This window comes from Kitasatospora sp. NRRL B-11411 (assembly GCF_000721345.1).
Taxonomy (GTDB): Bacteria; Actinomycetota; Actinomycetes; order Streptomycetales; family Streptomycetaceae; genus Kitasatospora; species Kitasatospora cineracea.
The window spans coordinates 18644-41275 of sequence record NZ_JOGH01000051.1 but is presented as its reverse complement, the minus strand read 5'-3'; the positions used below and the strand labels follow the sequence as shown (position 1 = coordinate 41275).

Here is a 22632-nt window from a genome sequence, read left to right as displayed (position 1 = left end):
GACCACCCCCATCCCGCCCCCGCCGCCCGCTACTTGGCGAGCTGCTCCGCCAGGTACTGCACCGCGACCCGCACCAGCCGCAGCCGCTCCCGCTCCGACGTGTAGTCCTGCACCACCTCGGAAGTCCGCACCTCGGCCCGCGACTTGGCGTCCCGCAGTGCCGCCTGCACCGCCCGCCCGGACGCCACCCCGTCGGTGTCCCGCTTCGCCGCGGCCAGCAGCAGCCGCGCCCCCACCGCCCCGGGGGCCTCCGCCGCCGCCCCGGTCAGCGCCTTCGCGTCGTACCGGCCGGAGACCGCCGCGGCGGCCCCGTACAGGTCGGGACGGGCCAGCCCGGCCGCCGCCGCGCAGGGCGCGCCGCCGTCCACGCCGAGCACGCTCCAGCCCGCGGGGCCGGCCGGCAGGGTGCGGAAGGCGGCGCCGACGGCCGAACGCAGCGCCGCGTCGTCGGCGACCGCCTGCGGGGCGGCGGCCACCAGGTCGCAGGGGTGGCCGGTGCCGCCGGGCGCCTCGGGGGCGACCACCACGAACGGCCGGGCCTTGCCCTGCTGCACCGCCGACGCCACCCCGTCGAACACGTCCGGCAGGTCGGCGTCGGCGGTCCGCCCGGGCGTCCCGGAGTGCAGCACGATCACCGGGAACCGGTCCGTCGCGTTCCTCCCGTACTCGGCGGGCAGCCACACCCGCACCGTCCGCGCCCGCCCGTCCGGCCCGGGCACCGCCCCCTGCATCAACTCCCCGCCCGCCGCCCGCCCCACCGCCGCGAACGCCACCGGCGAAGGCGAGGGCGACGCCGACGCCGACGCCGACGCCGAAACCGGTGCCGCCGAAACCGGCGCCGAGGCCGCCGCCCCGTCCGCACTGCCCGTGGACCGCCCCTCCTCCACCGCCGCCACCGCCTGCCGCACCCCGCCCCGCTCCCCCAGCAGCACCGCCACCCCGAGCGCACTCACGCACATCAGGCACAGCGCCGCCGCCCCCGCCCGCACCAGCGCCGGACGCGCCTCCGCCGCCAGCTCGTACGTCTGCGCGGCCCGCAGGTCCCGCCAGCGCACCATCGCCGAACGGGCCAGCCAACTGCCCGCCACCGCGGCCACCAGCAACAACAGGACGAGGAGCGAACGGGGCATGGGACGCACCACCTCGGGGAAGGACCGGCCGCCGGACGCGAGCGCGTGGTCAGTGCACAGGGTGCAAGACCACGTGCCCCCTGACCCCGGGGCGGTACGGGCGTCTCGGCACGTTCACTCGAACGAGCGACGGCCGGACGACACTCCGGACGGGCGCCCCGGAGGCACCCCGGACGGTCCCGGGAACGGCCGCTCAGCCCGCCCGCAGCGCCACCGTCATCGCCTCCACCGCCAGCAGCGGGTCCACGTTCCGGTCCAGCGCGCGGCGGCAGGCCAGCACCGCCTCGATCCGGCGCAGCGTGTTCTCCGCCGCGCCCGCCCCCGCGACCCGCTGCAGGGCCGGCCGCTGGTCCTCGTTCGCCAGCTCGCCGCCCGCGCCGAACTGCAGGGCCAGCACGTCCCGGTAGAAGCCCAGCAGGTCGCCCAGCGCCACGTTCAGCGTCTCGCGGCGGGTCCGGGTGGCCCGGCTCTTCTGCCGCTTCTCCAGCTCCTTCACCGCCCCGGCCATGCCGCGCGGCGCCCGGCTGCCCTCCGCCGCGCCGTACGCGGCCCGCAGGTCCTCGGTCTCCCGGGCGTCCTGGGTCTCGGCCAGCGCCTCGGCGTCCGCCTTCGCGGTGTCCACCAGCCGCTGCGCGGCCGCCAGGCAGCCGCCCAGGTCGGCCACCTCCAGCGGGATCCGCAGCACCTCGGCCCGCCGCGAACGGGCCTGCTCGTCCACCGCGAGCCGCCGCGCCCGGTCGATGTCGCCCTGCCCGGCCAGCGCCGCGATCCGGGCCGCCGCCGGCTCCACGCCGTCCCGCCGCACCAGCATGTCGGCGACCGCCTCCGCGGCGGGCGTCCGCAGCACCAGCAGCCGGCAGCGCGAGCGGATCGTCGGCAGGACGTCCTGCACGGACGGCGCGCACAGCAGCCACACCGTCCGCGGCGAGGGCTCCTCGACGCCCTTCAGCAGCGCGTTCGCGGCCGCCTCGGTCAGCCGGTGCGCGGCGTCCACCAGGATCACCGACCAGCGGCCACCGGTCGGGTAGCTCGCGGCCCGCAGCACCAGGTCGCGCATGTCGCCGACGCCGATCGACAGACCGTCCGTCCGGACCTGCTTCACGTCCGCGTGGCTGCCCGACAGCACCGTGTGGCACCCGTCGCAGAACCCGCAGCCCGGCACCCCGCCCAGCTCCAGGTCCGGGCTGGTGCACTGCAGCGCCGCCGCGAACGCCCGCGCCGCCGTCACCTGCCCGGCGCCCGGCGGGCCGGTGAACAGCCAGGCGTGCGTCATCAACGAGGCATTGCCCGCCGCGGCCCCGCCGCGGCCCGCCAGCACGCTCGCCCGGGCCGCCCGAGCCGCCGCCTGCAGCTGCTCGACCACCCGGTCCTGCCCGACCAGGTCGTCCCACACACTCACGCCGCGCTCCTCCTCGCCGATCCCGCCCCGCCGAGCCTAACCCCGGCCCAGGACACACCCGGCGCAGGCCGCCGACGCCCACCACGGACAGGACCGTCCCCCGCCCGCCGCCCGCCACGAGGTCGAACGGCGCGCCGCCCGGACGGCTAGTCCTTGCGCCGCCGCCAGCCGCCCTTCTTGGGCTGCTGCTCCTCCTCCGGCCCGGCCTCGGGCTCCGCCGCCTCCCAGCGCGCCCACTCCTCGCGGGAGCCGAGCAGACTGTCCGTCAGGCTGGGCAGGTCGTCGAGCGGGGTCTCCTCCGCCCACTCCGGCCGGGGCCGCAGCTCCCGGGTCTGCGCCGAGTCGGGCTCGTCCCGGAACAGCCCCTCGGGCACCCGCCGGGCGGGGTCCGCCACCGGCAGCACCGCCGTCTCCTCGACGTCCCCGACCTTCGGCAGCACCGCGGTCTCGTCCACCTCCGGCTTCCCCGAACCCGAACCAGCGCTGGCGTCCGAGTCCCCTGAACCCGGCTTCCCCGCCCCAGGCTTGGGCAGCTCCCGCGTGCTCTCCGAGTCGGCGTCGACCTTCGGCAGCACCGCCGTCTCATCCGCAGCCGGAGCCGCAGCCGGAGCGGCCGGAGCCTCCGCCGCCAGCGCCGCGGCCGCCTCCGCCTCGGCGGCCCGCCGCGCGGCCTCCGCCCGCTGCAGCGCCTCCTCGGCGCGCCGCCGCTGCTCCTCCCGCTGCAGCTCGCGCTGCCGGGCGAACTCGGCCCGGGCGGCCTCCTCGGCCGCCGCCTTGCGCGCGGCCTCCGCCGCCGCCTCGGCCCGCGCCGCCTCCTCGGCCCGCCGCACGGCGTCCTCCTCGGCGCGCCGGGCGGCCTCCGCCTCGGCGGCGATCCGGGCGGCTTCGGCGGCCTTGCGGGCGGCCTCGGCCTCGGCCCGGGCGGCTTCCTCGGCGGCGAGCCGGTCCTTCTCGGCCTGCTCGGCGCGCAGCTGCTCCAGCAGTTCGAGGCGCTTGCGCTCGGCCTCCTCGGCGGCCTTGCGGGCGGCCTCGGCCTCGGCGGCGCGCCGGGCGGCCTCCTCGCGGGCCTTGCGCTCCTGCTCGGCCTTGGCGGCCTTCTCCTGGTCGGAGAGCGGCAGTTCGCGGTCGAGCCGGTGCCGGATCGCGGTGGTGACGTTGGCGGCGGGCTGGGTGCCGTCGACGACCAGGTAGCGGGCCGGGTCGGCGGCGGCGAGCGCCAGGAAGCCGGAGCGGACCCGCTGGTGGAACTCGGTGGGCTCGGACTCCAGCCGGTCCAGCGCCTCGGTGAAGCGGTCCCGGGCGGCGGTCGGGTCGACGTCCAGGACGACGGTCAGGTCGGGCACCAGCCCGCCGGTGGCCCAGCGGGAGATCCGGGCGACCTCGGTGGCGGCCAGGTCGCGGCCGGCGCCCTGGTAGGCGATGGAGGAGTCCATGTACCGGTCGGTGAGGACGACCGCGCCGCGCTCCAGCGCCGGGCGGATGACGTTCTCGACGTGCTCGGCCCGGTCGGCGGCGTAGATCAGCGCCTCGGCGCGGTGCGACAGGCCGGTGTTGCCGACGTCCAGGACGAGGGCGCGCAGCCGCTGCCCGATCGGGGAGCCGCCGGGCTCGCGGGTGAGGACGACCTCGTGGCCCTTGGCCCGGATCCACTCGGCCAGCGCCTGCGCCTGGGTGGACTTGCCGGCCCCGTCGCCGCCCTCCAGGGCGATGAAGTAGCCCTTCCCGGCGGCCCGGTGCGGGGCGACCTCGGCCTGTCCGCGGACGGCCTGGGCCAGCTCGCGGCCGAACGGGACGACGCCGCGCTGGTCGTCGGTCTTGAGCAGCACGACGGCGGCCAGCACCAGGGTGAGCAGCCCGGCGGTGGAGACGGCGAGCGCCGCGCCGTCGTGGATGAAGGTGAAGTGGCCGCGGCCGACCTCGCCGAGGGCGACCTGCCCGTACGCGGCGGCCAGCAGCGGCATGCCGATCAGCGCGGCGCCGACCACGGCCCGCAGCACGGCGTACAGGTGCTCGGTGACCTTGCCGAGCCGGATCTCCTCGATCTCCTGGGCGAGCAGCCCGCGCCCGGTGGCGATGACCACGCCGGCGGCCAGTCCGGCCAGCACGGTGAACAGCAGCACCAGGACGAAGTCGAGGACCAGCCCGGCCAGGATCAGCGCCACCCCGGCGGTGACCAGGCCGAGCGCGAGCAGCCGGCGGCGGGACAGGCCGGGCAGGGTGGCCCGGCTGAGCCGGATGCCGACCGCGGGGGCGCCGGCCGCGGCCAGCACCAGCAGGCCGTAGCCGATCGGCCCGGCCAGGTGCTCGCCCGCGGTGAGCAGGCCGAGCGCGGCGACGCCGGCCATCGCGGCGTACGCGGCGGCGATCGAGAAGGTGAAGTACGGGGCGGAGCCGGTGCGGCCCTTCTTCAGCGAGGGGCCGGGCGTGGCATCGGTCGGGGCGCGCAGGCCCTGCAGCGGGGAGCGCGGCGCGGCGGTGGCCCCGGCCGGCAGCTCCTGGAGGTACAGCAGCGCGGCGTTGACGGCGAACAGCACGGCGGCGCCGAGCGCGGCGACGGCGAGCTGGTGCGCCCGCAGCCGGCCCAGGCCGACCGCGGCGAGCACGTTGTTGAGCAGGGTGAGGACGATCAGCCCGCCGGCGGCCAGCGGCAGCGCGGCCCAGCCGGTGCGCAGGTCGAGGGTGCGGACGGCGTCCAGCGCGGCGGCGGACGGCGGTCCGGGCTGTTCGGGGACGGCCAGCAGGCCGGGGACGGCGGCGGCCTTGCCGATCGTCCAGATCCGTTCGGCGGCGCCGGCCAGGAAGGCGGTGCCGAGCAGCAGCCAGGTCGCCGAGCCGGGCGTCCAGACGGTCCACCAGGGGGCGAGTCCGATCAGCAGGGCGCGGACCAGGTCGGCGCCGAGCAGGCTCCAGCGCCGGTCGAGCTTGCCGCCGACCAGGGCGTGCACGGGGCCGAGCAGCGCGGCGCCGAACAGGCCGGTGGCCAGCAGCCGGGCCGCGAACACCGCGGCGACGGCGAGCGGGAGCGCCCGGTAGCCGTGCCCGAGCTGGCCGCCGAGGGCGGCGGCCGCCACGGTGAGCGGCACCAGCACCAGGACGGTCAGCCGGTCGGCGGCACCGCCGAGCAGCTGGGTGGTCCACAGTTTCCGGTAGGGCCGCAGCCTCAGCAGCGCACGGGCCCGTTCGCCGGGTGTCCCGGCGGGGGCGACCTCCGGGAGGCCGGGGGCGGCGGTGCGCGCGGTGGGGGGCAGCTCCTCGCTCGTCATACGGTCAGCGTAGCGAGTGCGGGGCCCCGGTCTTAACGGGCCTGCCCGGATTCGAACAGGCCCGTTACGGAGTGTCCGTCAGCTCTCCTCGGAACCGCCGTCGGCGGCACCGGCCTCCTTGGCCGCGGTGGCCCTGGCGGCGGTCTTCTTCACCGTCGCGGCCTTCTTCGCCACCGTCTTCTTCGCGGTGGCCTTCTTCGCCGTGGTGGTCTTCTTGGCGGCGGCCGTCTTGGTGGCCGCGGCCTTCTTCGCCGGGGCCTTCTTGGCCGTCTTCTTCACCGGCCCGCGGGCGCGCTTCTCGGCGAGCAGCTCGAACGCCCGCTCGGGGGTGATGGTCTCGACCTCGTCGTCCTTGCGGAGCGTCGCGTTGGTCTCCCCGTCGGTGACGTACGGGCCGAACCGGCCGTCCTTGACCACCACCGGCTTCTCGCTGACCGGGTCGTTGCCCAGCTCCTTCAGCGGCGGCGCGGCGGCGGCCCGGCCCCGGGCCTTCGGCTGGGCGTAGATCGCCAGCGCCTCGTCCAGGGTGATGGACAGCAGCTGGTCCTCGCTGGTGAGCGAGCGCGAGTCGGTGCCCCGCTTCAGGTACGGGCCGTAGCGGCCGTTCTGCGCGGTGATCTCGTTGCCCTCGGCGTCGGTGCCGACGACGCGCGGCAGCGAGAGCAGCTTGAGCGCGTCCTCCAGCGTGACGGTGTCCAGGTCCATGGACTTGAACAGCGAGGCGGTGCGCGGCTTGACGGCGTTCTTGCCGGTCTTCGGGGTGCCCTCGGGCAGCACCTCGGTGACGTACGGGCCGAACCGGCCGCCCTTGGCGACCAGCGGGTTGCCGCTGACCGGGTCGGTGCCGAGCTCGCGCTCGCCGCTGGGCTTGTTGAACAGTTCCTCGGCGAGTTCGACGGTCAGCTCGTCCGGCGGCATCTCCTCGGGCACGTCGGCCCGCTGGCCGGGCTCGCCCTCGACGGCGGAGGGCCGCTCCACGTACGGGCCGTAGCGGCCGACCCGGAGCACGATGCCGTCGCCGACCGGGAAGGAGCTGATCTCGCGGGCGTCGATCGCGCCGAGGTCGGTGACGAGCTCCTTCAGGCCGCCGAGGTGGTCGCCGTCGCCGTTCCCGGCGTCCGCGGCCCCGCCGACCGCCGCCCCGTTCGACTCGCCCTCGCCGAAGTAGAAGCGCTTGAGCCACGGCACGGACTCGGCCTGGCCGGCCGCGATCCGGTCGAGGTCGTCCTCCATCCTCGCGGTGAAGTCGTAGTCGACCAGCCGGCCGAAGTGCTTCTCCAGCAGGTTGACCACCGCGAAGGACAAGAAGGACGGCACCAGGGCGGTGCCCTTCTTGAACACGTACTTGCGGTTGATGATCGTGTCGATGATCGAGGCGTAGGTGGACGGGCGGCCGATCTCCCGGTCCTCCAGCTCCTTGACCAGCGAGGCCTCGGTGTACCGGGCCGGCGGCTTGGTGGCGTGGCCCTCGGGGGTGAGCTTCTCGGCGGCCAGCGGGTCGCCCTCGGCGACCTGCGGCAGCCGGCGCTCGCGGTCGTCCAGCTCGGCGTTCGGGTCGTCGGCGCCCTCGACGTAGGCCTTCAGGAAGCCGTGGAAGGTGATGATCTTGCCGGAGGCGGAGAACTCGGCGTCCCGCCCGTCCGCGGACCGGCCGCCGACCTTCACGGTGACCGACTGGCCGACCGCGTCCTTCATCTGGGAGGCGACGGTGCGCATCCAGATCAGCTCGTACAGCCGGAAGTCGTCACCGCTCAGCCCGGTCTCGGCGGGCGTCCGGAAGCGGTCCCCGGACGGGCGGATCGCCTCGTGCGCCTCCTGCGCGTTCTTCACCTTGGAAGCGTAGGTGCGCGGCGCGGACGGCAGGTAGTCGGCCCCGTACAGCTGGGTGACCTGCGCGCGGGCCGCGGTGACCGCGGTCTCCGACAGCGTGGTCGAGTCGGTGCGCATGTAGGTGATGAAGCCGTTCTCGTACAGCTTCTGCGCCACCTGCATGGTCCGCTTCGCGCCGAAGCCCAGCTTGCGGCTGGCCTCCTGCTGCAGCGTGGTGGTGCGGAACGGCGCGTACGGGGAGCGGCGGTAGGGCTTGGACTCGACGCTGCGGACGCTGAACGCGGTCTGCTGCAGCGCGGCGGCCAGCGCGCGGGCGGCCTGCTCGTCCAGGTGCAGGGTGGTCGCGGCGCTCTTCAGCCGTCCGTCCGGGCCGAAGTCGCGGCCGGTGGCGACCCGCTTGCCGTCGACCGAGACCAGCCGGGCCCCGAAGGACTCCGGGTTGGCCGCGTCGGCAGAGGTGCGGCCGGTGCCGAAGGTGCCGACCAGGTCCCAGTACGAGGCCGAGGTGAAGGCGATCCGCTCGCGCTCGCGCTCGACCACCAGGCGGGTGGCCACCGACTGGACGCGGCCCGCCGAGAGCTTCGGCATGACCTTCTTCCACAGCACGGGGGAGACCTCGTAGCCGTAGAGGCGGTCCAGGATGCGGCGGGTCTCCTGGGCGTCGACCAGGCGCTTGTTCAGGTGCCGCGGGTTGCGCACGGCCTCCTGGATGGCGTCCTTGGTGATCTCGTGGAAGACCATCCGGTGCACCGGCACCTTGGGCTTCAGCACTTCCTGCAGGTGCCACGCGATGGCCTCGCCCTCGCGGTCCTCATCGGTGGCGAGGAAGAGTTCGTCGGACTCCTTCAGCAGCGACTTCAACTTGCTGACCTGGGACTTCTTGTCCGGGTTCACCACGTAGATCGGTGCGAAGTCGTGGTCCACGTCGACGCCGAGGCGGCGCACCTCGCCGGTGTACTCGTCCGGGACCTCGGCGGCCGTGCCGGGCAGGTCGCGGATGTGACCGACACTGGCCTCGACGATGTAGCCGGGCCCGAGGTAGCCCTTGATCGTCTTGGCCTTGGCCGGCGACTCGACGATGACGAGTCGCTTGCCGTGCGCGGTCTCGCTGCTCGGGGACACCTTCGCTCTTCTCTCCCGGTCGTTTACCAAAGCTCCTGGGCGTCACAACGCGACGGCCCCACCAGCGGAGTGTGACCGTACCCCGGCCACTCTTGTCAAACGGACGGAACCCGCTTTTTCACCGGCAAGGCCGACCGACGCCACTCGAACGGTAACCCGATGGCAGGCCCCGGGGCATGTCTTTCCCCGCCAACCACGCCCTCCGCCCCGTCCCGACCGGCCCGTGGACGAACGGCCGGGGCCCGCTCGGGAGCCGCCCGTCCCGCCCGTCACCGGCCGTCCGGAAGAACCCGCTCCGTGACGGCGAGGAGGTGCGGCACCGCCTTGACCGGGGCGTTCGCGGACCGGCCCGGGGGCGTCAGCGCAGCGCCACGGCCAGCAGCGTCAGCCCGCCGGCCAGCGCGGACGTGCCGAGCAGCGCCCAGAACAGGTCGGCCGGCAGCGAGGGCAGTTCCTCGTGGGCGGCCAGCACCACCCGGTCCGGGCGGCGCGGGTCGTAGGCGACCTGGACGGCCGCGCCCGGAGCCAGCCGGACCGGCCGCCGCAGCGGCGTGCTGCCCCGCGGCCGGGCCAGCACCAGGTGGTGCGACTCGTCGTCCGGCACGGAGACCGGGCGCAGTTCGTGAACGGTACCGGACCCGGCGCCGGTGTCGGCCCGGCCGCCGGACAGCTCCACCGGGTACGAGAGCAGCGGGCTGCTGTCCATCGCGCCGGCCGCGTCGGGGTCGGCGACCACCTGCGCGGTGGCGGGCACGCCACGCCGGCGCAGGTGGTGGCGAAGACGCAGTTCCACGGCGCACCACAGCAGCAGCGCGCTCCCGAAGACCGTCAGGACCGCCCCGCCCACCAGCGTCGTCGGCGTCTCCACCCCGGTCCTCCCCCGCGCTTCCACAGCCTGTGGACAGCACCATGGCACCCGGTGGACAACCGGCGGCGGACGCCCGGAGTACGCCGGGCCACGCCCGGGGAACGGCGAGGTGAACGCCCCCGGGAGCCAGCCGGCGCACCAGCTCGACGCACGGGCTCAGCGCACGGGTTCAGCGCACCGACTCGACGCACCGGCTCAACGCACCGGCTCGACGAACCCCTGCTCGGTGAGCAGCCGCAGCGACTCGGGCACCCGCTCGCGCAGCGCCGCCCGGTCCTCGCCGAGCAGTTGGGCGATCGCGTCGACGATCTCCCCGGCCGCGAGGGTGCCGTCGCAGACGCCGACGAAGCCCGCGCCGACCGTGTCCACCTTGGTGGCCCGCCGCATGCCCCGGTTGTGCCGGAGCACCACGTGCTCCGGGTCCTCCGAGCCCGGGTCGCCGATCTGCTCCTGGACCACCTCGTCGGCGAGCAGGTAGCGGGCGGCCAGCAGCCCGGCGTCGTCGTGGGCGCGCAGGAAGTCCTGCCGGGCGAACCACTCCTCGATGTGCGGGCCGAGCGGCTGCTCGACCGGGTGCGGCCACTCCTCGATCCGCACCACGGGCTCGGCCGCGCCGGAGGCCCGCAGGGTGATCCAGCCGAAGCCGATGCCCTCGACGCCGGCCGCCTCGAAGCCGTCCAGCCACTCCTCGTACCGGGCGGCGTACTCCTCGCCGCGGTGGTCGCCGCCGTCGCGCAGCCACAGCTCGGCGTACTGGGCGACGTCCTGCACCTCGCGCTGCACCACCCAGGCGTCCAGGCCGGTGCCGGCCACCCAGCCGGCCAGCCGGTCGTGCCAGTCCTCGCCCCTGACGTGCTGCCAGTTCGCCAGCAGCTGGCAGTAGCCGCCGGGCGCCAGGTGGGCGGCCGCGCCGCGGACCACGCTGCGGCACAGCTCGTCGCCGGCCATCCCGCCGTCCCGGTAGGTGAACCGGCCGGCCGGGGAGATCACGAACGGCGGGTTGGAGACGATCAGGTCGAAGCGCCGGTCGCCGACCGGCTCGTACAGGCTGCCCTCGGCCGTCTCCACCTGGTCGAAGCCGGAGAGCGCGGCGGTCAGCCGGGTGAAGTGCAGGGCCCGCGGGTTGAGGTCGGTGGCGGTGACCCGCTGGGCGTGCCGGGCCGCGTGCAGGGCCTGCACGCCGGAGCCGGAGCCCAGGTCCAGCACCTCGCGCACCGGCCGGCGCACCGTCAGGTTGGCCAGCGTGGTGGACGCCCCGCCGACCCCGAGCACCAGGTCGCGCCGCTCGACCCCGGCGGCCGTCCGGCCCGAGCCGATCCCGCCCGCGCCGCCGACCGCGCAGCCCAGGTCGGACACCACCCAGGCGTCGGCGCTGGGCAGCCCGGCGACCTCGTCGGCGTACGGCCGCACGTCCACGGTGGCGCGCAGTTCGTCGCCGTCGGCGGTCAGCCAGCCGTCGGCCAGCAGGGCGTCGACCGGCAGCGCGGCGGCGGCCGCGGCCCGGGGCACGGCCCGTTGCAGCAGGAACAGCCGCACCAGCGTCTCCAGCGGCGACCCGCCCCGGGTCGCCCGCAGCGCCGGAACGGCCTCGCTGCGGGCCAGCGCCGCGTACGCGGTCGGGCCGAGCAGGTCCAGCAGTCCGTCGGCGGTGAAGGAGGCCTTCAGCAGCGCCTCGCGGAACTCCGCCGACCGGTCGGCGTCAAGTACGGGAAGTACGGGGCTGTTCGTCACCCCGCCATTCTCCCCCGTCCCGCACCCCGGCCGCCCCGCCCGCAGGCACGCGGTGTGGGGCGGCGCAGCCCGACGGGGCGTCAGCTCTTGGCGGGCGAGGGCGAACCGGAGTCGGTGGCGGCCCCGGACGGGCTGCCGGAGGCGGCCGGGTCGGCGGAGGCGCCGGGGCTCCCGGTGCCGGCTCCGCCCGTCGCGCCCGTCCCGTCGGTCGCACCGGCCGACGGGCTCGCGGAGGCCGCGCCCGTTCCGGCGGTGCCGGCCTTGCAGCCGGGCTGCTTCTTCATCGCCTCGCCCAGGCCGCCGCTCTGCAGGGCGGCCAGCGCGGAGGTGGACACCTGGGAGAGCTGCTGCACCTGGTCGCCGACGCTGCGCAGCCCGTCCGCGAACTTGGCCTGATCCGCGCTGGCCAGCCCGTCGAGCTTCTTCTGCGCGTCCAGGTAGCCCTGCGCGACCTGCTTCAGCTCGTTGACGGCGTCCTGCTGGACCTTCGCCCCGTTGTCGATCTTCGGCGCCCCGGCCTTCTGGACCGCGTCGGCCAGCTGCTGGTTGGTGGTGGCGAGCGAGGCGAGGTCGGCCGAGAGCCGCTTCTGCAGGTCGACGGGGGCCTCGCCGTCCTTGACGTTCGCGGTGTCCGCGAGGGCCGTCCTGGACTGCGCGACCGGGTCCTTCGCGGCGTCGCAGACGCTCTTCGCCCAGCCGTCGAGTTTCGCCGACGAGTCGTCGGCGGAGCAGCCGACCGCGGCCAGCGCGAACAGCACGCCGAGCGCGGGAACGGTCACCAGTCGCTTCTTCACCGGGGCCCTTTCGGTCACTGACGCCCGGCTCCGGGCATCGCCAGCGAACCTACACGCCCGCCCGGACCGCCCCGGCGGGAAGGCCACGGCCCACGGCATCCGCCCAGCTCAACGCCCCGAGGACGCCTTGTCCGCCCACCGCACCTGCCGGCCCCCGGCCCTCCGGACACGACGAAGCACCGCCTCGTCCAACCTGCCGAGACGGTGCGACTCACAGCGCTGCCGGGGTGCCGGAGCGGCTCGTCCGACCGACCCTGCGCACGTGCCCCGGCCCGATCAGACCCACCCGACCTGACCGGCCTGGTCGGTCCGGCCGGTCAGACCGAACTGCCCGTTGGCCTGCCGGCCTGCCCGTCGGCACGCCCGGCCTGGCCCGGTCGATCAGACCGGGACGGACACCGGGGAGACCGGCCAGCTCATCCGGATCACGCCGCCGTCGGAGCCGTTGCCGACCTCGACGTCCTCGACCAGGCCGGTGATCACCGCGAGGCCGAGCGCGTCCTCGTCCTCCGGGTCCCCGCCCGCGGCGGCACCGGCGGCGTGCGCCGGCCCGGCCTCGTCGGCGACCTCGATGAGGAACCGCTTCTCCTGCTCGGTGAGGGCCACCCGGACCGCGCCGCCCACGCCGTTGCGCTGGTGCAGCGCCACGGCGCGCGAGCAGGCCTCACCGACGGCGAGGCGCAACTCGTCGAGCACCGACTCGTCCACCCCCGCGCGTCTGGCCACCGCGGCGGCCACCAGCCGGGCGGTGCGCACGTGCTCGGGAAGCGCGCTGAATCGAAGTTCGACGGTTGCCATGTCTCCCCTCCGGGGTTGCTCCCCGCCGCCGGGCACACCGGCCCGCACGGCGGAGGCGGGGACACCGACCACGCCGGCCGGGCAGGACGCTGGGCCCGGCCGACCGGCGGCGGTCGATCGAAGTGATTCGGTTGGAACAGCAGACCGGCGGGAGCCGTCAGTCGGTCGCGGCGACGGCCTCGTCCACCGAGTTGTGGATCGGGAACACCTTGGTCAGACCGGTGATCCGGAAGATCTTCAGGATGCGCTCCTGGTTGCACACCAGGCGCAGCGAACCCTCGTGCGCACGCACCCGCTTCAGGCCACCCACCAGCACGCCGAGGCCGGTGGAGTCGAGGAAGTCGACGCCCTCCATGTCCACGACCAAGTGGTAGTTGCCGTCGTTGACGAGCTCGACAAGCTGCTCGCGCAACTTGGGGGCGGTGTACACATCGATCTCGCCGCCAACCTCGACGACCGTGCGATCGCCGACAGTACGGGTCGACAGGGACAGGTCCACGGAACCTCCAGCACCTTGCCTTGCTACGTCATTGCGATCTTCAGCCCGGCGGCTGCCACCGCAGGGTCGCAGGGCCGGGGCGCGGCGAACCGGCAGGTCGGAGCCTCGGCGTTGCGGCCCTCGGCCGTGCGGCCGTCACGGGCTTCATTCAACCACCTGCGACCATGGCCGCACGATGGTTAACAGCGATTCTCCGTCACGCCGGTGACACACTGGGTCTTCATGCCGCCCCGTCACCACCAGCCCGAGGCCCTGCTCACCGCCCTTTCCACCGAGCGCGGCAGGTCGGAGCGCCTCACCCATACGGAGCACCTGCCCGCCCGTGAGGCCCGGTATGCGCCTTGGCCGGAAGGAATCCGTCAGGAGGTCGTCGCGGCGGCCTCCGGACTCGGCGTGGTGCTGCCCTGGGCGCACCAGGCGGAGGCGATGGACCTGGCCGCCGCCGGGCGGACCACGGTGATCGCCACCGGCACCGCCTCGGGCAAGTCGCTGGGCTACCTGGCCCCGCTGCTGAGCGACCTGCTGACCGGCACCGAGGCCCGCAACGGGCGGGGCGCGACCGCGCTGTACCTGGCCCCGACCAAGGCGCTGGCCGCCGACCAGCGCCGGCGCGCCGCCGAACTCGTCCCCGACCGCGTCCGGGTGGCGCTGTACGACGGCGACACCCCGCCGCAGGAACGCGAGTGGGTCCGCCAGTACGCGTCCTACGTGCTGACCAATCCCGACATGCTGCACCGCGGCATCCTCCCCGCCCACCCGCGCTGGTCCTCCTTCCTGAAGTCGCTGCGGTACGTGGTGGTCGACGAGTGCCACACCTACCGCGGCGTGTTCGGCTCGCACGTCGCCCAGGTGCTGCGCCGGCTGCGGCGGCTGTGCGCCCGCTACGGCTCCGAGCCGACCTTCCTGCTGGCCTCCGCGACCACCGCCGAACCGGCCGTCACCGCCGAGCGGCTCACCGGCCTGCCCGCCACCGCCGTGACCGAGGACTCCTCGCCGCGCGGCCCGCTGGTGTTCGCGCTCTGGGAGCCGCCGCTGACCGAGAACACCGGCGAGCACGGCGCGCCCGTCCGCCGCAGCGCCACCGCCGAGGCCGGCTACCTGCTCACCGACCTGGTGCACGGCGGCACCCGGACGGTGGCCTTCGTCCGCTCCCGGCGGGCCGCCGAACTGGTCGCGCTGCAGGCCCAGGAGCAGCTCGGCCAGCCGCTCGCCGCCCGGGTCGCCGCCTACCGCGGCGGCTACCTGGCCGAGGAGCGCCGCGCCCTGGAGCGCGACCTGCACACCGGGCGGCTGCTCGGCCTCGCCTCCACCTCCGCCCTCGAACTCGGCGTGGACGTCTCCGGCCTGGACGCCGTCCTGCTGGCCGGCTACCCCGGCACCCGGGCCTCGCTGTGGCAGCAGGCCGGGCGGGCGGGCCGGGAGGGCCAGGGCGCGCTGGCGGTGCTGATCGCCCGGGACGACCCGCTGGACACCTACCTGGTCCACCACCCCGAGGCGCTGTTCGCCACCCCGGTGGAGGCCACCGTCCTCGACCCGGACAACCCGCACGTCCTGGCCCCGCACCTGTGCGCCGCCGCGGCCGAACTCCCGCTCACCGACGCCGACCTGGAGCTGTTCGGCCCGTCCACCGCGCCGCTGCTGCCGGTGCTGGAGCGGCGCGGCCTGCTGCGGCGGCGCTCGGACGGCTCCTGGTACTGGACCCGCCGCGAGCGCGCCGCCGACGGCGTCGACCTGCGCGGCAGCGGCGGCAGCCCCGTGCAGATCGTCGAGGCCGACACCGGACGGCTGCTGGGCACGGTGGACGCCGAGGCCGCGCACACCACCGTGCACACCGGGGCCGTCCACCTGCACCAGGGCCGCACCTACCTGGTCCGCGAGTTCGACCTGGAGTCCTCGGTGGCCCTGGTCTCCCCCGCGAACCCGCCGTACACCACCTCCGCCCGGGACGTCACCTCCATCTCGATCCTGTCCACCGACACCATCGAGGAGTGGGGCGAGGCCCGGCTCGGCTACGGCTCGGTGGAGGTCACCAACCAGGTCGTCGGCTACCTGCGCAAGCGGATCTCCACCGGGGAGGTCCTCGGCGAGAGCAAGCTCGACCTGCCGCCCCGCACGCTGCGCACCCGCGCCGTCTGGTGGACCGTCACCGAGGACCAACTCCTGGACGCACTCGTCCCGTTCGACCAGCTCCCCGGCGCGGCCCACGCCGCCGAGCACGCCTCCATCGGTCTCCTCCCGCTGTTCGCCACCTGCGACCGCTGGGACATCGGCGGCGTCTCGGTGCCCCTGCACCCCGACACCGGTCTGCCGACCGTCTTCGTGTACGACGGCCACTCCGGCGGCGCGGGCTTCGCCGAGCGCGGTTTCCGGCGCGCCGTGGAGTGGCTGACCGCCACTCGGGACGCCATCGCCGCCTGCGAGTGCGAGCGCGGCTGCCCGTCGTGCGTGCAGTCCCCGAAGTGCGGCAACGGCAACGAGCCGCTCGACAAGGCCGCCGCGATCCGCCTGCTCACCACCTTGCTGGCCGGCGCCCCGGCCACAGCCGCCGGGGAAGAGCCGACCGGGTCCGGCTGACCGGCCACTGCCGCGCACGCCCGCCACGACGACGGCCTCCGGGCCCGGCTCCGGCCGGGGCGGCTCCCGTCCGCCGTGCCCGCCGGTGAGCGCGACCGCGGCGGTCTCGTCTCCCCAGGCCCAGACCGGACCCGCCCGGGCGCGGGCCCGGGCCGGGGGCAGTGGCACCGGAACACCGTGGATCGGCACCTGGGCGACCACTTCCACCGCGTCCTGGCCCGGGAGCACCTGGCAGGAGACCAGCTCGGCCCGTTCCTGGGCCCTGGTCAGTTCCTCGGCCCGCCCGCAGCCGCCGTCCTCGTCGAGCAGCAGCCGGTCGGCGGCGGCCAAGGCGGCGAGATCGGCCGCCGACTCGGCGCGGTGGCGGGCGGCCACCACCGTGCCCAGCATCAGGCAGGCCGAGAACACCACCACCCCGAGCGACCCGAGGGCCACCAGCCATACCGTCGCCGAACCGCGGTCGCCCGCCGTTCCCGACGGCACACCGCTCCCCCGCACCCGCACGGCACCACCTCTCTTCCTGACCTCCGGCCGGTCCGCACAACCGTCCGCACGGCCGTCCTCGTGTTCGTTCTCATTCGCCGTCGACCAGCACGTCCTCCCGGGCGCCCACCGCCGTGGCCGTGAGCCGGACCGACAGCAGTGCGGCGAGGCGGCCCGGCCCCGGGCAGGGGGCCTCGACGGTGGCCCGGGCGGTGGTGGCGCCCAGGTCGATGACGACCTTCGCTCCACGCGGGGCCGCGGCGGTGGCCTGGGCCAGCGCATCGGCGTCGCCCCGGGCGGCGGCCCGGGCCCCGACCCGGGCCGCGTCCACGCAGCGGATCTGGGCCCCGGCCGCCACCACGCCCCAGGTGAGCATCGCCGCCAGCAGCACCAGGGCGGGCAGCCCGACCGCGGTCTCCGCCGTGACCATCCCGCTGTCCGCCGGTCTCCGGTCAGACCGCATGCAGGGCCCGGTCGAGGATCTCGGACAGCGCCCCGGAGACCGTGCCGCTGGTCACCACCTTGTAGAGCACGGCGGCGAAGGCACAGGCCGCAACGGTGCCGATCGCGTACTCCGCCGTGCTCATCCCGGCGTCCGGCGGCCCGTCCGCCACCTTTCGGTAGCGCCGGCGGAGCCAGCCGCCGAACCTGCGGACGGCGAGCAGCACGGTGGTCGGCCGAGCAGCGCCGGTGAACTTCTTCATGGTGAAATCCCTTCTCCAGGAGTGGAATCGGCCCGCTCCTGAGGTCTGAGTGGTTGGACCGGTCGAAGTCGATCGGAAAGGCTTCGGGCCGGTGACCGGTGCTGCTCACAGGCGCTGGGAGAAGGCGGCGGTCAGTCCCGTGACCACCGGCACCACCCCGATCAGCACGAACGCGGGCAGGAAGCAGAGCCCGAGCGGTGCGGTCGCCAGCACGCCCGCCCGCCGGACCCTCGCGTGCGCCGCCCGGGCGGCGGCCGCGCGGTGGGACTGGGCCAGCCCGGCCAGCGCCGCGGCCGGCGGGGTGCCGCTGAGGCTGGTGCGGGCCAGACAGCGGGCGAGTGGCGCCAATGGCGGGCATTCGGCGGCCAGTTGCTCCCAGCAGTGTTCCGGCCCGGCGCCGAGGGAGAGCTGGGCGGCGACTGCGGACAGGCGCTCCCGCATCGGCGTCGGCACGCTGTCCGCGACGGCGGCGGCCGCCGCGGCCGGGGAGCCGTTCGACCCGAGGCAGGCCGCCAACAGCTCCGCGGTCAACGGGAGCTGACGGACCAACCAGTCCTGCTCCGCCGCCCGCCGCCGCTCGTCCGGCGCCCGCACCCGGGGCAGCAGCCGCCAGGCCGCCCCGCCCGCCAGCACACCGACCGCCGGCCCCGCCCAGCCGCCGACCAGCGCCCAGGCCGACACTCCCAGCAGCACCGCCAGCGGCCGATCGCCCGTCAGCCGCCCGAGTCCGCGCCGCCAAGCCGCCGCCGTCCGAGCGCGCCGCCCGCCCCGCACCGCGGAGCCCGCCACCGCCGGAACGCACCGCACGACCCGCCGCCGGACCACCCGCCGCCCCGCCGCCGCCAACGCCTCCCCGGCCAGCCCCGCACCCACCGTCAGCCCCAACACCGCCAGCACGTCCACCTCGCCTCCTTCGCCCTCCGACACCCGCTGCACCCGCCCGAGCTCTCCCCTCGCCGCCCGGCAGCCCGAGACCGGTGCGCCATCCGCGCCCCTCACCACCGCCCCGCCCGCTCCGGCTGATCCACCGTCAGCGGCCGCAAGGGCGCTGGCCGGAGGTCGCCCCGCCTCCGGGAGATCCCGCAGCCGGTAGCGGCCCGGCGGGGGCGGGACGGGGCGTCCTCGGCGGCGCGGACGATCCGGGCGGTCCAGAGGAGCCCGGCCGTCTCCAGGGCCGCCCCGGCCAGCAGGCCGAGCAGGCCCACGGGCGTGTGCAGCAGGATGCGGACGGGGTGCGCCCCGAGTGCCGCGCCCAGGCCGAGGCCGACGGCGGGCAGGGCCGCGAGCACCGCCATCGTGGTGCGCGGGCCCGCGAGTTCGCCCGCGATCTCCTCGGTGAGGGCCCGTTCGGCCCGCAGCGCGTCCGCGACCTGTTCCAGCCCGGCCGCCAGCCCGCTGCCGCTCTCGGTGCTGACCTGCCAGCAGGCCGCCATGGCCGCCGCGCCCGCCCCGCCCGGCAGTTCGGCCACCAGACGGAGCGCCGCGGGCAGGTCGGCCCCGTAGCGGCCCGCCGCCAGCCGGGCCGCGGGTTCGGCGCCGAGGCGACGGCCCCAGTCGGGGGCGGCCCGGGCGAGGACGGCGTGCATGGCCTGCTCGGGGGTGGCGCCGCTGCGCAGTTCGGCCGCCAGGCCGGCGGACAGGTCGATCACCGCCGTGGCCCGCCGCCGCGCTTCCCGGGCCGTGGCCCGCCCCGCCCGCCAGCGCCGGAGCGGGACCACCCCGCAGGCCGCTGCGGCCACCGGGAGCACCGAGGAAGTGCTGTGCCCGACCGCCGCCCCGAGCGGGAGCAGCAGCAGTTCGGGCACCAGCCAGCGTGGTCCCCGGCGCCGCCACAGCGCCCGGGCCCGCCCGAACCGGCTCTGCGGCCCGCCGTCGCCCCGCTGCCCGTGCAGCACCCGCCGTGCCCGGCCGCCGCCGCGTGCACGGCGGCGCACCGCGCCCAGCCAGGCCGCCCCGAGCAACCCACCGGCCGATCCCGCGACCACCCCGAGCAGGGTCGCCGCCCTGGCCGCGCCGCCGGGACGGAGCAGCCCTGGCAGGGTCCCGGGGAACCCGGGCTCCCCCGTCAGCGCAGCCGACACGGTCGACATGGCCGCCACGGCCGTCGCCGCCATCACAGCCTCCTGACCGCGGAGCGCAGCAGGCGCCACGCCACCGCCCCGATCACGCACAGCACGAGCACCCAGGCGAACTCCAGCCCGCTCACCGTCATGTCGCCTCCTCCATCGGCTCGGTGGCGGCCGCCACCGGGTCCGTCCCGGCGCCCCCGGCCGTCTCCGGGTGCGGCGGCAGGTCGAGGCCGCGTTCGGCGCACAGCTCCCGCAGCCGGGCCCAGCCGGGGCCGGGGCGGGCCCGGCCGTCGCGGTCGAAGTGGACGGCGGCGACGGTGCCGGTCAGACCGTCGGACTCGCCGACCAGCAGGTGCAGTCCGGTGACCCGGCGGCGGCCGTCGGCGCGGTCCCGGCCGAGGTGGACGACCGCGTCCAGGCCGGCCCGGAGCTGGCTGTGCAGGGAGTCCCGGTCGAGGCCGGCCAGCGAGCCGAGGGCCTCCAGCCGGGCGGGCACGTCGGCGGCGGTGTTGGCGTGAACAGTGCCGCAGCCGCCTTCGTGGCCGGTGTTCAGGGCCGCCAGCAGGTCGACCACTTCGGCGCCGCGGACCTCGCCGACCACCAGCCGGTCCGGCCGCATCCGCAGCGCCTGCCGGACCAGGTCGCGCAGGGTGAGCTCGCCCAGCGACTCCTGGTTGGGCGGGCGGGACTGCAGCCGGACCACGTGCGGGTGGTCCGGGCGCAGCTCGGCGGAGTCCTCGGCGATCACGAGGCGTTCGTTGCCGGGGACGAGGCCGAGCAGGGCGGCCAGCAGGGTGGTCTTGCCGGTGCCGGTGCCGCCGGAGATCAGCAGCGAGAGCCGGGCCCGCAGGACGGCGGCAAGCAGGTCGGCCCCGGACGGGGGCAGGGCCCCGGCGGCGACCAGTTCGGCGAGGGTGAAGGGCTCGCTGCGGCTGGTGCGCAGCGAGATGTGGGTGCAGTCGGCGGCGATCGGTGGGAGGACGGCGTGCAACCGGGTGCCGTCGGGCAACCTGGCGTCCACCCAGGGGCGGGCGTCGTCGAGGCGGCGTCCGGCGGCGGTGGCCAGCCGGTGGGCCAGTCGGCGGACGGCGTCGGTGTTCGGGAAGCGCACCTGGGGGGCGCGTTCCAGGCCGCAGCCGCGGTCCACCCAGATCTGGTCGGGGCCGTTGACCAGGACGTCGGTGACGCCGTTCTCGGCCAGCAGCGGGTCGAGCGGGCCGGCGCCGACGATCTCGGCGCGCAGGTTGCGCACCGCGTTCAGCACGTCGGCCCCGCCGAGCGGGGGCCCGGCGGCGCGCAGCGCGGCGGCGACCGACCCGGCGGTGGGCGGGGCGCCCGCCTCGGCGAGCCGGATCCGGACGGCGTCCACCAGTTCGGCGGCCCCGTCCGGGACCGGCCGTGCGGCGGGGGCGGTCGGCGGCCCGTCGTCCGGCGGGGCGGCGGGCGGCTTCCGGTGCACCAGGTAGCGCACCGGCGGGGCCTGCCGCCGGTCGGGGGCGGGCGCGCCGTCCCCGACCGGGGGGACGTCCTCCGCGGGCCCTGGCGGGGTGCTGGAGAGGCGCCGGGGGCGCGGTACGGCGATCCGGCGGTGGGCGCGGGCGATCGGCTGCCGGACGGCCCGCCGATCGCCCTGGTCCCCGTCCGTGGCCAGGACGTCCGCGGCGCGGTCGTCGGCGGTGCGGAGGTCGGTGGTGCGGTCGTCGGCGGTGCGGAGGTCGACGGCGGGCAGGCGGTTGGTCATGGTCGCTCCTCAGGCCGCCACGACGGGCGGCATCGCTTCGGTCAGGAATCGCCCGCAGAAGCGGGCGAGCGGCCCGCGCTCCCGCAGGCCGGGCGGGGTGCCGCGTTCGACGTCCAGGGCGAGGCCGGGCTCGGGGGCGAGCTCCCCGGCGAGGCGCAGGCGCAGGCCGCGGGCGACGTCGGCGGCGGTGAGGCCGGACGGGCCGGGGGTGCGGACGACGGCCCGCAGGTCGGCGAGCCGCATCCGGACGGCCGCGGCAACCCGGTCGGCGGCCGTCAGGGCGCGCAGTTCGGCAGGGACCACCAGCAGCCCGGTGTCGGTCTGTTCGAGGGCCTGGGCGGCCGCCGCGTCGAGCTGTCTGGGCAGGTCGAGGACGACCAGCCCGCCGCGTCTGCGGGCGGCCGCCAGGACGCTGTGCATGGCCTCGGCGGGGATGGCCAGGGTGTCGGACCTGTCCCAGGACAGGGCGCTGAGCCGGTGCGGCTCGGGCAGGGCCTTGGCCAGTTCGGCGCCGCTGATCCGGCCGCGGGAGGCCGCCAGGTCGGGCCAGCGCAGCCCGCCGGTCTGTTCGGCGCCGAGCAGTACGTCGAGCCCGCCGCCGAGCGGGTCGCCGTCGATCAGCATGGTGCGGTGCCCGGCCCGGGCGGCGCAGACCGCGAGGGCGCAGGCCAGCGTGGAGGCGCCGGCGCCGCCGCGCCCGCCGAGCACGGCGACGGTGAGCGCGGGTGGTCCGACGCCCTCGGTGGCGTCGGCGATCCGGTCGAGCAGCCAGGACTGCGCGTCCGGCAGGAAGAGCACGTGCTCGGCACCGAGCCGGACGGCGCGGACCCAGATCTCGCCGTCGTCGAGGTCGAGGCCGAGCAGCAGGACGCCGGGCCGGCGGGCCAGGCCGGCGCACTGGTCGGCGAGGTCGTCGCCGACCAGCACCAGCGGGGCGTCCTCCCACAGTCGGGCGGGCGGTGGGGCGCCGCTGAGCAGCCGTGGTTCGGCCCCGGCGGCGGCGCACAGGCGGGCGAGCTGTTCGGCGAGCGCGGCGTCGCCGGTGAGGATCAGCGGCCCGGGCGGGGGCTCGGGCGCGGTGGCGTGCGGGTCGGTGACGGACGCGGACATGGGGGCCTCCCGTGGCGCGGGGTCGGTCTGACGGTGCGTCGGACGCGGGTGGCCCGGTCGGGCTCCGCGGGGCGGCGCGGACACCACGGTGAAGGACGGCGCGGAATGCGTCAGCCGACTTCCGATTGCCTGTGGATAACCCGCCCCTGTGGATAACCGAGGTCACTCGGACGGGGGCTAAAGCAGTTCGGAATTGACGCATCGGGTATACCGATATGACACTCGGACAACTACGCAGAGTGACAAAAACTTGGGGTGCGAAGAACTCTCGACAGCGACTCCCGAGCCGCTGGAGCACCCCCCGAAACCACCGGCACCACCGCTCCCTGCAGGCTCAACTGCCAAGGGAAATGGGCCCGGACATGCGACGACCCCCGCCGGGGGGGAGAGCGGGGGTCGTCTATCCACGGCCCGACTCGGGGGGGAGGAGCCGGACCGGGTTAGCACGGTCGCGCGAACGATCCGTGACTTCCATGGTGTACCCGACCGGCCAGAAACACAAACCCGCACGCCCGCG

Annotated in this window: 16 protein-coding genes and 1 pseudogene; 1 reads left to right on the top strand and 16 read right to left on the bottom strand. The window is 76.1% G+C overall.

The features are described 5' to 3' along the window. Positions 1–29: 29 nt before the first annotated feature. The 9 genes from IH44_RS49435 to bldG form a co-directional block, all read right to left on the bottom strand. Positions 30–1130: a hypothetical protein gene (locus tag IH44_RS49435; RefSeq protein ID WP_030461463.1), complete on the bottom strand. Its 1101-nt coding sequence runs from the start codon at positions 1128–1130 to the stop codon at positions 30–32. Positions 1131–1323: 193 nt separating this feature from the next. Beyond that, entirely contained in the window at positions 1324–2529 is a 1206-nt protein-coding gene (locus IH44_RS0122370) for a DNA polymerase III subunit delta' (protein WP_030461462.1), read from the bottom strand. Positions 2530–2675: 146 nt separating this feature from the next. Continuing rightward, entirely contained in the window at positions 2676–5792 is a 3117-nt protein-coding gene (tmk, locus tag IH44_RS0122365; RefSeq protein WP_030461461.1) for a dTMP kinase, read from the bottom strand. A 78-nt stretch (positions 5793–5870) separates the two neighbouring features. Further along, positions 5871–8744: a type I DNA topoisomerase gene (topA, locus tag IH44_RS0122360; RefSeq protein WP_030461460.1), complete on the bottom strand. Its 2874-nt coding sequence runs from the start codon at positions 8742–8744 to the stop codon at positions 5871–5873. 358 nt (positions 8745–9102) lie between these two features. Next, the gene (locus IH44_RS0122355; RefSeq protein ID WP_030461459.1) at positions 9103–9612 is read right to left on the bottom strand and encodes a DUF3592 domain-containing protein; all 510 of its coding nucleotides are present in this window, start codon (positions 9610–9612) and stop codon (positions 9103–9105) included. 195 nt (positions 9613–9807) lie between these two features. Next, entirely contained in the window at positions 9808–11343 is a 1536-nt protein-coding gene (locus IH44_RS0122350) for a methyltransferase (protein ID WP_030461458.1), read from the bottom strand. Between the two features lie 80 nt (positions 11344–11423). Next, positions 11424–12122 (bottom strand): small secreted protein, encoded by a 699-nt coding sequence (locus tag IH44_RS0122345; protein WP_157852419.1) that lies wholly within the window; start codon positions 12120–12122, stop codon positions 11424–11426. A 396-nt stretch (positions 12123–12518) separates the two neighbouring features. Beyond that, positions 12519–12935, bottom strand: a complete 417-nt coding sequence (locus IH44_RS0122340) for an ATP-binding protein (protein ID WP_030461456.1) — start codon at positions 12933–12935, stop codon at positions 12519–12521. 157 nt (positions 12936–13092) lie between these two features. Beyond that, the gene (gene bldG / locus IH44_RS0122335; RefSeq protein ID WP_014136695.1) at positions 13093–13434 is read right to left on the bottom strand and encodes an anti-sigma factor antagonist BldG; all 342 of its coding nucleotides are present in this window, start codon (positions 13432–13434) and stop codon (positions 13093–13095) included. Between the two features lie 222 nt (positions 13435–13656). Between bldG and IH44_RS0122330 the strand changes: the two genes are divergently transcribed. Beyond that, positions 13657–16008 (top strand): DEAD/DEAH box helicase, encoded by a 2352-nt coding sequence (locus IH44_RS0122330; RefSeq protein WP_030461455.1) that lies wholly within the window; start codon positions 13657–13659, stop codon positions 16006–16008. 138 nt (positions 16009–16146) lie between these two features. On the opposite strand, the pseudogene IH44_RS49755 reads toward IH44_RS0122330, so the two are convergent. The 7 genes and pseudogenes from IH44_RS49755 to ssd all read right to left on the bottom strand — a co-directional run. Next, positions 16147–16491: pseudogene (locus tag IH44_RS49755) on the bottom strand (Rv3654c family TadE-like protein); the annotation flags it as partial. 91 nt (positions 16492–16582) lie between these two features. Beyond that, positions 16583–16921, bottom strand: coding sequence for a TadE family type IV pilus minor pilin (locus tag IH44_RS0122325; RefSeq protein WP_232795048.1), 339 nt, complete (start codon positions 16919–16921; stop codon positions 16583–16585). Between the two features lie 22 nt (positions 16922–16943). Continuing rightward, positions 16944–17195 (bottom strand): DUF4244 domain-containing protein, encoded by a 252-nt coding sequence (locus IH44_RS42980; RefSeq protein WP_030461453.1) that lies wholly within the window; start codon positions 17193–17195, stop codon positions 16944–16946. A gap of 105 nt (positions 17196–17300) precedes the next feature. Continuing rightward, a complete protein-coding gene (locus IH44_RS0122315; protein WP_232795047.1) occupies positions 17301–18131 on the bottom strand; it encodes a type II secretion system F family protein in 831 nt (276 codons plus the stop codon). Between the two features lie 59 nt (positions 18132–18190). Then, positions 18191–19309: a type II secretion system F family protein gene (locus IH44_RS43695; protein WP_063759663.1), complete on the bottom strand. Its 1119-nt coding sequence runs from the start codon at positions 19307–19309 to the stop codon at positions 18191–18193. A 94-nt stretch (positions 19310–19403) separates the two neighbouring features. Next, complete coding sequence (locus tag IH44_RS0122300) at positions 19404–21005, bottom strand: TadA family conjugal transfer-associated ATPase (RefSeq protein ID WP_369794978.1); 1602 nt, start codon at positions 21003–21005, stop codon at positions 19404–19406. 9 nt (positions 21006–21014) lie between these two features. Then, complete coding sequence (gene ssd, locus IH44_RS0122295) at positions 21015–22115, bottom strand: septum site-determining protein Ssd (protein WP_030461449.1); 1101 nt, start codon at positions 22113–22115, stop codon at positions 21015–21017. Positions 22116–22632 lie beyond the last annotated feature (517 nt).

Coding starts and splice junctions, on each gene's coding strand:
- IH44_RS42980 (WP_030461453.1), bottom strand. CDS start 17,195: ATGAAGAAGTTCACCGGCGCTGCTCGGCCGACCACCGTGCTGCTCGCC.
- IH44_RS43695 (WP_063759663.1), bottom strand. CDS start 19,309: ATGGCGGCGACGGCCGTGGCGGCCATGTCGACCGTGTCGGCTGCGCTG.
- IH44_RS0122300 (WP_369794978.1), bottom strand. CDS start 21,005: ATGACCAACCGCCTGCCCGCCGTCGACCTCCGCACCGCCGACGACCGC.
- IH44_RS0122330 (WP_030461455.1), top strand. CDS start 13,657: ATGCCGCCCCGTCACCACCAGCCCGAGGCCCTGCTCACCGCCCTTTCC.
- tmk (WP_030461461.1), bottom strand. CDS start 5,792: ATGACGAGCGAGGAGCTGCCCCCCACCGCGCGCACCGCCGCCCCCGGC.
- IH44_RS0122340 (WP_030461456.1), bottom strand. CDS start 12,935: ATGGCAACCGTCGAACTTCGATTCAGCGCGCTTCCCGAGCACGTGCGC.
- IH44_RS49435 (WP_030461463.1), bottom strand. CDS start 1,130: ATGCCCCGTTCGCTCCTCGTCCTGTTGTTGCTGGTGGCCGCGGTGGCG.
- ssd (WP_030461449.1), bottom strand. CDS start 22,115: ATGTCCGCGTCCGTCACCGACCCGCACGCCACCGCGCCCGAGCCCCCG.
- IH44_RS0122325 (WP_232795048.1), bottom strand. CDS start 16,921: ATGGTCACGGCGGAGACCGCGGTCGGGCTGCCCGCCCTGGTGCTGCTG.